We start from the raw sequence: 8,907 nt of genomic DNA, 5'->3' as shown, positions 1-8,907 counted from the left end.
TCCAAACACGAATCCTTGGACCCCGACTCGCTGCCGCCTCCGGTCCCCTGGGCGCCCGCCGCCGTCCGATTGCTGCAGGGCATCGTCTATCACGATGACGCCGGCGACACCTGGGAACGGATTCTGTCCGGTGTGACGCCGCTGAGCGATTACTTCGCCCGGATCGGATTGATGTTGATCGTCAACGAAGAGGACGGCATGGCGTACCTGCGGCAGATCGAACCAGAAGTCTTGCCGCCGGACTATCCGTCGATTCCCAAACTGTTCCGCAGCATCCGCTTGAGCTTCGAAGCCTCGTTGCTGTGCGTGCTGCTACGCGACGAGCTGCGCCGCTTTGAAGAAGAAATCCATCGCGACGACCGCTGCGTCATTTCCCAGGCGTCGCTGTTGGAAATCTGGCAATCGCTTGTCCCCGGAAACGAAGACGCCGTTCGCGCCAATCGCAACCTGGGTGGCCAACTGCGAAAACTGGAGGAACTCAAGTACGTTAGGCGTTTCGAGAAACAACCGCCCAGTTGGGAAATTCGCCGCATTCTCAAAGCCAGGTTGCCGCTGGCAGAACTGGAACGGCTGCGGACGGATCTGACGGCGGAACTGAAACGCCGGGAAGAACAGTCCGCGGACGTGGAACCGGACGACGCCTTGGAGGCGACCGATGACTGAATCCACGTCGCAGCCACGCCCCGTGTCGCTCTTTGACATCGGCGAGGACGCCGCCGAAACGCCGCGACCAAGCGGCTTTCGGCTGTCCACGTTCGAAGTCTTCAACTGGGGAACCTTCGATGGCCAAGTCCATTCGTTCAAGCCCCACGGTGCCACGTCGCTGCTGGTCGGTGAAAACGGCGCCGGCAAATCGACGCTTGTCGACGCGATGCTGACGCTGCTGGTTCGTCCCGGTGTTCGCAACTACAACGTCGCCGCGGGGGCCACCAAGAAAGAACGCGACGAACGGACCTACATTCGCGGCGCCTACGACCGTACCGCCGGCCGCGACGAGAAACCACAAATCCAATACCTTCGCGATGGAAGCGGGTTTTACACCGCGCTGCTGGCGACCTTTGCCAGCGGCAGCTCGGGCAAACAATTCACACTCTGTCAGGTCATGTACCTGACCGCCTCGGGTGATCGAAAAATCTACTACGCATTCGACGCCCAAGCACGCAGCATCGCCGGTGATCTGGGCGGATTGAAGTCCGGCAGCGATATCAAGTCCGCCCTGACCGATCGTGGATTCCAAGTCACCGAAAGCTACAAACAGTACCACGGCTGGTTTCAACGACAGGTCAAGTTTCGCCCCAAGGCGATGGACATCTTCAATCAAACCGTCGCGGTCAAAGATGTCCAACGCCTCGATCAGTTCATTCGTGACCACATGCTGGAAAAGAAACCTTGGAACGACAAGGTTTCCAGTTTGTTGCAGCATTTCGCCGAACTCAGCGAAGCACACCGCGCCCTCGTTCAAGTACGTCAACAATCCGAGTTGTTGGCGCCCATCATCAAGACCGGTCGCCGTTACCGAACCGCCAACGATCAACTGCAACAAGCCCGCGACCAACACGAATCGGCACCGTTGTTTTTCGACACTGCGATCGCCGACCTGCTACGCCCGCTGTGTGAACAATGGAAACTGCGGATCGAACATCTGGACCAAGAGATCGAACTGCTCGACGCGTCGCTCAACGCCAGACGCAGCGATTCGGCGCGGCTGGAACACGAGATCGCCCACAGCGGCGGAGCCCGGTTGCAACGACTGCCGGACTTGATCGCCGCGGAGGAACAGCAGGCGAAATCGAAACGAGAAAAACGTCTGATCTTCGAAGCAAAACTGAAACAAGCCGGAATTCAGATCGCCATCAACAGCGCCCCACAGCTTGAAAAGGCGCACCAGCACATTTCGCAGACCCGTCAAACGCTGGTGGAACGTCGGCAGACGGCCACCGAACAACTCAGTCGCTGCGATTACGAACTGGGTGTCCTGCGGAACCAACTCGATGAAGATGCATCGGAGCTGGAATCGCTGCGGCGCCGCAAGGGCAACTTACCCGACGCGTTCATCGAAGTCCGCGCGGCGATTTGTGCCGCCTTCAAATTATCTCCCTCGGATCTTCCCTTTGCAGCCGAGTTGATCACCGTAAACCCCGAGCACGCCCGCTGGGAAGCGTCGATCGAACAGGTCCTGCATTCCTTCGCACGCACACTCTTGGTACCGGACGATCTGTACGCCAAAGTATCCGGTTACGTCGACGCCCAACGTCTGATCGATGGCCGCGGTCGCGGGCTGCGATTGACCTACGACCGTGTCGCACTGACGGCATCGCCCACCGCCCCGGTTGTCGATGAATTGTCGTTGCCGGAGATGTTGCACTATCGCGATGACCATCCACTGGCGTCCTATGTCCGCGGTGAAATTTTGCATCGCTTCGATCACCTCGCATGTGAAACGATCGCAGAGTTTCAAATGGCCAACCGACGGGCGATGACCATCCATCGACACGTCAAACAAAATCATCGCCAACACGCCAAAGACGATCGCAGTCGCCAAGACGATCGCCGACACTTCGTCCTCGGCTGGGACAACCGCGCAAAACGTGAAGCGCTGGAACAATCGATTCGCGACCAGCAGATTCAAATCGCAACGCTGCAGTCACAGATCACGTCGCTTCGCCGAACCAGCGATCAAGCCACGTCACTACTGACCGTTCTCGACGAACTGGCCGTGATGACGGATTTCGACGCGTTGGATGATCATCGCCATGAGTTCGATGCCTCGCAGTTGCGGCTGGAAAAAGCGAAACTGGAAGCGTCCAATGATCGCGTCAAAGAACTGAAAGCCAAGTTGGCTGACGTGAAAGCCGAGATCGAGGGGCTGGGGTCGGACCGTGATCGCAACTTCGACGAACGATCTAAAACACAGCATCAGCTCGACAACGGCAACCGCACGCTGCAATCGGTCGAGTCCGGACTGGCCGCGGCCCGTGACGACGGTAGCCTTGATCGCGCACAACAACACTTCGACGGAATCAACGCGCAACTGGGCGACCGAAAGCTGACCATCGAAAACATGGGGCGGTTGCCGACCGAAGTCACTCATCAGCTTTCCGCTCAGGTCAGCGATCGAGAAAAACGTGTCAGCCCCATTCGCGACGACCTGACCCGGGCGATGGGTCGATTGCTGACGAAGTTCCCGGTCTTTGAGTCCGAATTGAGTCCGACACCGCAGTCGCTGCCCGATTTCGAGACGCTGCAACAACGTATCATCCAAGACGATTTGCCCAGGCATGAACGTCGCTTTCGCCAACGATTGAAAGAAAAGGTGTTGCAGGAAATCGGCTTGCTGCACGGTTCACTAGAAGACGAACGCGAAGAGATTCGCAGTAAGATCGAGGTCCTCAACGAAGCCCTGCGACGACTCGATTGGAGACCGGGAACCTACATGCGGCTGGAACCGAGCGAGACCACCGACGCGGAAATCCGTGACTTTCGCCGCGATTTGGCCGGTTGCTTGGAAGGCACGCTGGGCGGAACGGACGATGCCAACGAAGCCACGTTCAATCGCATCGAAAAGCTCGTCGGACGATTGCGAGACGATGCCAACCTGCGCTGGCGCGAAAAGGTCATCGACGTGCGAAATTGGTTCAAGTTCGCCGCTCGCGAGTACGATGCCGCCAGCGGCGATCCCGGCAGTTACTACGACGGCGGCACCGGCCAATCCGGTGGTGAAAAAGGCAAGCTGGCGTTTTTGGTGTTGGTCGCCGCGATTGCCTATCAATACGACTTGCGACCCGATGATCCCGACAGCGATCGTTTTCATTTTGTCATGGTCGACGAAATGTTCTCCCGCAGCGACGACACGCGGGCCAAGTACGCGCTGAACTTGTTCGCCCGCTTCGGGTTGCAGTTGGCAATCGTCGCGCCCTTGGATGCCAAGGCCAGGATCACCGAAAGCTATGTCGGGATGTACGGACACATCATCAAAGATCCCGACACCAACCGCAGCGAGCTGATCAGCTTGACGGCCGAACAATACCGGGCTGTCCAGGGCGAGGAAAAGACAAACGGATGATCACGCCCGAAGCGATCGCCGACAAAGCGAAACGGATTTACCCCAAGGCGGTCAAGGCGTGGTTGTCGGGTCAGCTGGACGCGTTCTTTCCGCATCGTGTGCCAGCCAACCTTTCTCTTCCTAAGGATCACGCCGCCGCAATCGAACAAGTCGACCGACTGCGTCAAGCATCGAAAGACATCACCGGCAAGGGTTACACCGTCCAATACGAATCGCGTCGTAGCCGAACGCATGGGCTGAATCAATTTCCCACCGCGATCGTGATTGATTCAATGCAGGATCTGGTCCACTTGGCCGGATGGGCGCCGCAGTGGACCACGTTCTGTCGGGCAACCGAAACCCTTCGCCGCCGCAAGCCGGAACTGGTGCCCTGGCTGATGCAACGCGGTAACTGGAAGCAGTTGTTGGAGCTCGCAGACGATTTGGAAGGGTTGTTGGACATCGTGGACTATTTCCAATCGCATCCGCGTCCGGATTGTTTCGCCCGCGAATTGCCGCTGGCGGTGTCCACCAAACTGCTGGAAACACACCGGCGTCGACTGGCAACGTGGCTGGATCTGGTCATGCCACCGCACACCATCGACCATCGCTACGGCTATGACGCGTTTGAACCGCGCTACGGATTACGCTACGCCCGTCCGCATTTCTTGCTGCGAATTCTCGATGACGCCTTGCAATCCGAACTCGGGCTGCCGTTTGACGAATTGTCGCTGCCTGCGGAGTCGCTTTCGCAATTGCCGGTGACCGATGCGAAAATTTTGATCGTCGAAAACAAAATCAATCTGTTGTCGCTGCCGAAGATGAAACGCGGTGTGGCGCTGGGTGGTCTGGGCAACGGAGTGACTCAATTGGCAGACGTCCGATGGCTCCATGAGAATCCTGTGTTTTACTGGGGAGACATTGACGCCGATGGGTTTGTCATCTTGGACCGATTACGGCAAGCGCTGCCCGGCGTGCAAAGCCTGTTGATGGACGGAAGTGTGTTCGATCAATTTCAGGACTTGGTCACGGCCGGCAATGGTTCGCAGACGCGAGAACTGCCCCATCTAAGCGACGACGAACGAGAGTGTTACGAGAGGGTTTGCCGAACCAATCGACGGATCGAACAAGAACACCTGCCGATGCAGCGGCTGGTGGAGCTGCTTCAAGTGTAGGGTGGGTCTGTTAAACGCGGGCTATCGGTGGGTCTTCGGGTCTTCGTTCGCAATTGGAGCTGACCGTACAGGCAAGGTGTCCATCGCCTCCATCGCGTTTGCACAGACCCACCGACGGTTCTCTCTCTCGGAGAAAAACGGTCGTGCAGGCTTGGAAGTCACCCTCCCTGGCAGGGAGGGTCGAGCGAAGCGAGGGGAGGGTTTCCACGACCCCGCACCCACCGATGCCAACAACGACGCCAAAGGACCCTCCCCGCGTCGTCGCAAACTCCTCCGTGACCCTCCCAAAGGGCATTGGTATCTACACAAGTCGCTTTTTGCCCAAAGGGCATGCATATCCATAGCCTGGGGCAAGCAAACCGAGCATTTGCGAGGGTTGCGCCGCCCCAGGAACCTCATCGCAATGAAGTAAAATTGGCCAAAGGCCATGCACAACCTGCGCTTTTGACGAGCATTTGTGTATGGCCGTTGACCGATCCTGACATGCAATAGATGTGTAGATACCAATGCCCTGGCAGGGAGGGTCGAGCGAAGCGAGGGGAGGGTCGACGGTCACCGCTGAACAATTGCCCGCCGCAACGAACCCATTCAGGCCGCGTGCACCTTCCATCCGACCGGCTTGCCACACGCCTATCGTATCCATGTAAAACCCTCTTCCCAATCATCTCTCTGGTTCTGCCGTGGCGGAAATGGATGTTCGTGACAAACTTGCGATTCTCGCCGACGCGGCCAAATACGATGCCTCCTGCGCCAGTAGCGGCTCCAAGTCCACGCGGGCCGGCAGCAAGATCGGCAGCACCGAGGGGATGGGCATCTGCCACAGCTACACGCCGGATGGTCGATGCATCTCGTTGCTGAAAATCTTGCTGACGAACTATTGCATCTACGATTGTCAATATTGCGTCAACCGAATCTCCAGCGACACGCCGCGGGCTCGATTCACCGTCGACGAAGTGGTCTCGTTGACGATCGAGTTTTACAAACGCAACTACATCGAAGGGCTGTTCCTTAGTTCCGGCATCATTCAGACATCCGATTACACGATGGAGCAACTGATTTCGGTCGCGAAGAAGTTGCGAACGGATGAACATTACGGCGGATACATCCATCTGAAAACCATCCCCAACGCCTCGCAGGCACTGATTCAAGAAGCCGGCCTCTGGGCTGACCGGTTGAGCGTTAACATTGAACTGCCGACCGAAGGCGACCTTCAAAAACTTGCTCCGGAGAAGAAGAAACCACAAATCGTCGACGCCATGCAGGGGATTCGACAAAAGATCGACGAAACCAAAGACGATCAAAATGCGGGGCTTCATCCGCCAAACTTTGCACCGGCCGGGCAAAGCACGCAGATGATCGTCGGAGCGACGGACACGCCCGACGTCGAAATCCTGAAGACGGCGTCACAGCTCTACGATGGACAGAACCTTCGTCGTGTTTATTACTCGGCCTACAGTCCCATCCCGCATGCCGATGCCCGGTTGCCCGGCCAATCACCCCCGCTGGTCCGCGAACATCGTCTTTATCAAGCCGATTGGCTGATGCGGTTCTATGGTTTCGACGCGAGTGAGATTGTCGCCGAGGCCGATCAGAATCTTTCGCTCGATATCGATCCGAAACTGGCCTGGGCTCTCGCCAATCGGCATTTCTTTCCGGTGGATGTCAATCGTGCCAGCCGCGAAGAACTGTTGCGGATTCCCGGCATCGGCGCGCGAAGTGTCAAACGGATTTTAGGCATTCGCCGACACAAGCACTTGCGCAGCGAAGACCTGAAGAAACTTCGCGTCGCTTGGAACCGGGCCAAGTACTTTGTGTTGACCGCGGACCACAATCCCCAACTGGCCAATTTGGACAAAGCCGATCTCCGCAAGCGAGCACAACCCAAACCGACACAACTGATGTTGTTCGACACCCGCCAATCCGCACTGACCGGCGAGGTCTAAGTTCACGTCATGCGGTTTGTGAAGGTCCAGACGTTCGACCAGTGGCGGACCGAAGCGCGGCGGTTGCTTCTCTCCGATGTGCCGCCGGAGCAGGTGGCTTGGATGGCGGACGACGAGCAACTTTCTTTGTTCGATTCAAATGGGGATGCGGAACTTCCCGCGACACAAGCTTCCTTCACCGTCCCCAAGGCGTTTTTGGACTTGGCCAGGACCGTCGCCTGTCACCGCGTCGGGACGCGTTGGTCGTTGCTCTACCGGACCTTGTGGCGTCTGATGCATGGCGAACGTCATCTGTTGCAGATCACAACCGACGAGGACGTAGACGCATTGATGACGATGCGGAAAGCGGTCACGCGAGACGTTCACAAGATGAAGGCGTTCGTGCGGTTTCGCAAAGTGATCGATTCGGACGGACGAGCGGTTTACGTCGCGTGGCACCGGCCTGATCATCGCATTGTCCGCTTAGCCGCCCCGTTCTTTAGCCGCCGATTCAGCGGCATGAATTGGTCAATCCTCACGCCCGACGAATCGGTGACCTGGGACCAGACGTCACTGCAGTACGGCCCCGGTATCCCTGTCAGCGACGCCCCCGACGATGATGCGTTGGAAGAGCTTTGGAAAACGTACTACGCATCGATCTTCAACCCGGCCCGCGTGAAAGTCGACACGATGAAACGAGAGATGCCGGTGCGCCATTGGCCGACGCTGCCGGAAACGTCGCTGATCGACGATTTGTTGCAATCTGCGCCCGAGCGGGTGGCTGCGATGGTGGATCAGAACGAGGGCTTTGCGGAGACGGCCATGCATTACATGCCCGAGCGAATCGACTTGGAATCGTTGCGCGCAGCGGTGGTCGGCTGTCACGCGTGTGATCTGCACCAACACGCGACACAACCGGTGTTCGGCGAGGGGCCACCGGATGCCAGGATCGTTTTGGTAGGCGAGCAGCCGGGGGATCGAGAAGATCTGGACGGACGCCCCTTCGTCGGTCCGGCCGGCAAGCTGCTCGATGACGCATTGAGCCAAGCCGGGATCCGCCGCAGTGATGTTTATCTGACCAATGTCGTCAAGCATTTCAAGTTCACCGAACCGCCGACGTCCCGCGGCAAACGTCGACTGCATCAAAAGCCGAACGCACGTGAAGTGTTTGCCTGTCGGCCGTGGTTGGAAGCGGAACTGATGCTGATCCAACCCGTTGCGATTCTCTGTTTGGGAGCAACGCCATCGCAAGCACTGTTTGGACGCGACTTTCAAGTCTCCAAGCACCGCGGCGAGATCCGCGCGACCGATTGGTGCGATCGCACGATGGCCACCTGGCATCCCGCGGCGATCCTCCGCATGCCCGACGCACGCCGCCGAACCGAAATGCAACAACAACTCATCGACGACCTGACACGCATCCACCCCACCCGCCCCCCAACCTAACAACCCACCGGGGACAGACCCCGACTCACCGGGGACAGACCCCGACTCACCGTAACAACTCACCGGGAATTCGAACGGGGACAGACCCCAAAGGATTAATTCGAACGTGTCCAAGATTCGGGGTCTGTCCCAGCAAGATCTCGCACGCTTGTTCGTCATTTTTTTACTTGACTTCCAAGGACCATTCGGGTGGAATGGGTGTAGTTAGGCAGAGTATCACGATTACTCGTTAGTTTCGCTGCGAATGGTTGAGAAAGATCCTCAATCCCGCAGCAGTTTCCTGAAACGAGTTGGGGAGACTCTGCGATGGCAAGATCCAATC

At 57.8% G+C, this 8,907-nt stretch carries 5 protein-coding genes; all 5 read left to right on the top strand.

Translation table 11 applies throughout. The annotated features are described in order from the left end of the window. Nucleotides 1–663, top strand: a 663-nt coding sequence (locus ABX749_RS12225) for a DUF4194 domain-containing protein (RefSeq protein WP_372896233.1), incomplete at its 5' end; no start/stop codon positions are given. Beyond that, entirely contained in the window at nucleotides 656–4,063 is a 3,408-nt protein-coding gene (locus ABX749_RS12220; protein WP_372896232.1) for an ATP-binding protein, read from the top strand. The genes ABX749_RS12225 and ABX749_RS12220, both read left to right, overlap by 8 nt. Further along, on the top strand, nucleotides 4,060–5,217 hold the full coding sequence (locus ABX749_RS12215) for a Wadjet anti-phage system protein JetD domain-containing protein (protein WP_372896231.1): 1,158 nt from the start codon (nucleotides 4,060–4,062) through the stop codon (nucleotides 5,215–5,217). Before ABX749_RS12220 ends, ABX749_RS12215 begins: the two co-directional genes overlap by 4 nt. Nucleotides 5,218–5,906: 689 nt before the next feature. Next, on the top strand, nucleotides 5,907–7,160 hold the full coding sequence (locus tag ABX749_RS12210) for a putative DNA modification/repair radical SAM protein (protein WP_372896230.1): 1,254 nt from the start codon (nucleotides 5,907–5,909) through the stop codon (nucleotides 7,158–7,160). 9 nt (nucleotides 7,161–7,169) lie between these two features. Further along, entirely contained in the window at nucleotides 7,170–8,585 is a 1,416-nt protein-coding gene (locus ABX749_RS12205) for a UdgX family uracil-DNA binding protein (RefSeq protein WP_372896229.1), read from the top strand. Nucleotides 8,586–8,907 lie beyond the last annotated feature (322 nt).

The sequence above is a fragment of the Stieleria sp. genome, from assembly GCF_041595215.1.
Lineage (GTDB): Bacteria > Planctomycetota > Planctomycetia > Pirellulales > Pirellulaceae > Stieleria > Stieleria magnilauensis.
The sequence above is the reverse complement of the archived record's forward strand: the minus strand, read 5'-3'. Positions and strand labels throughout refer to the sequence as shown.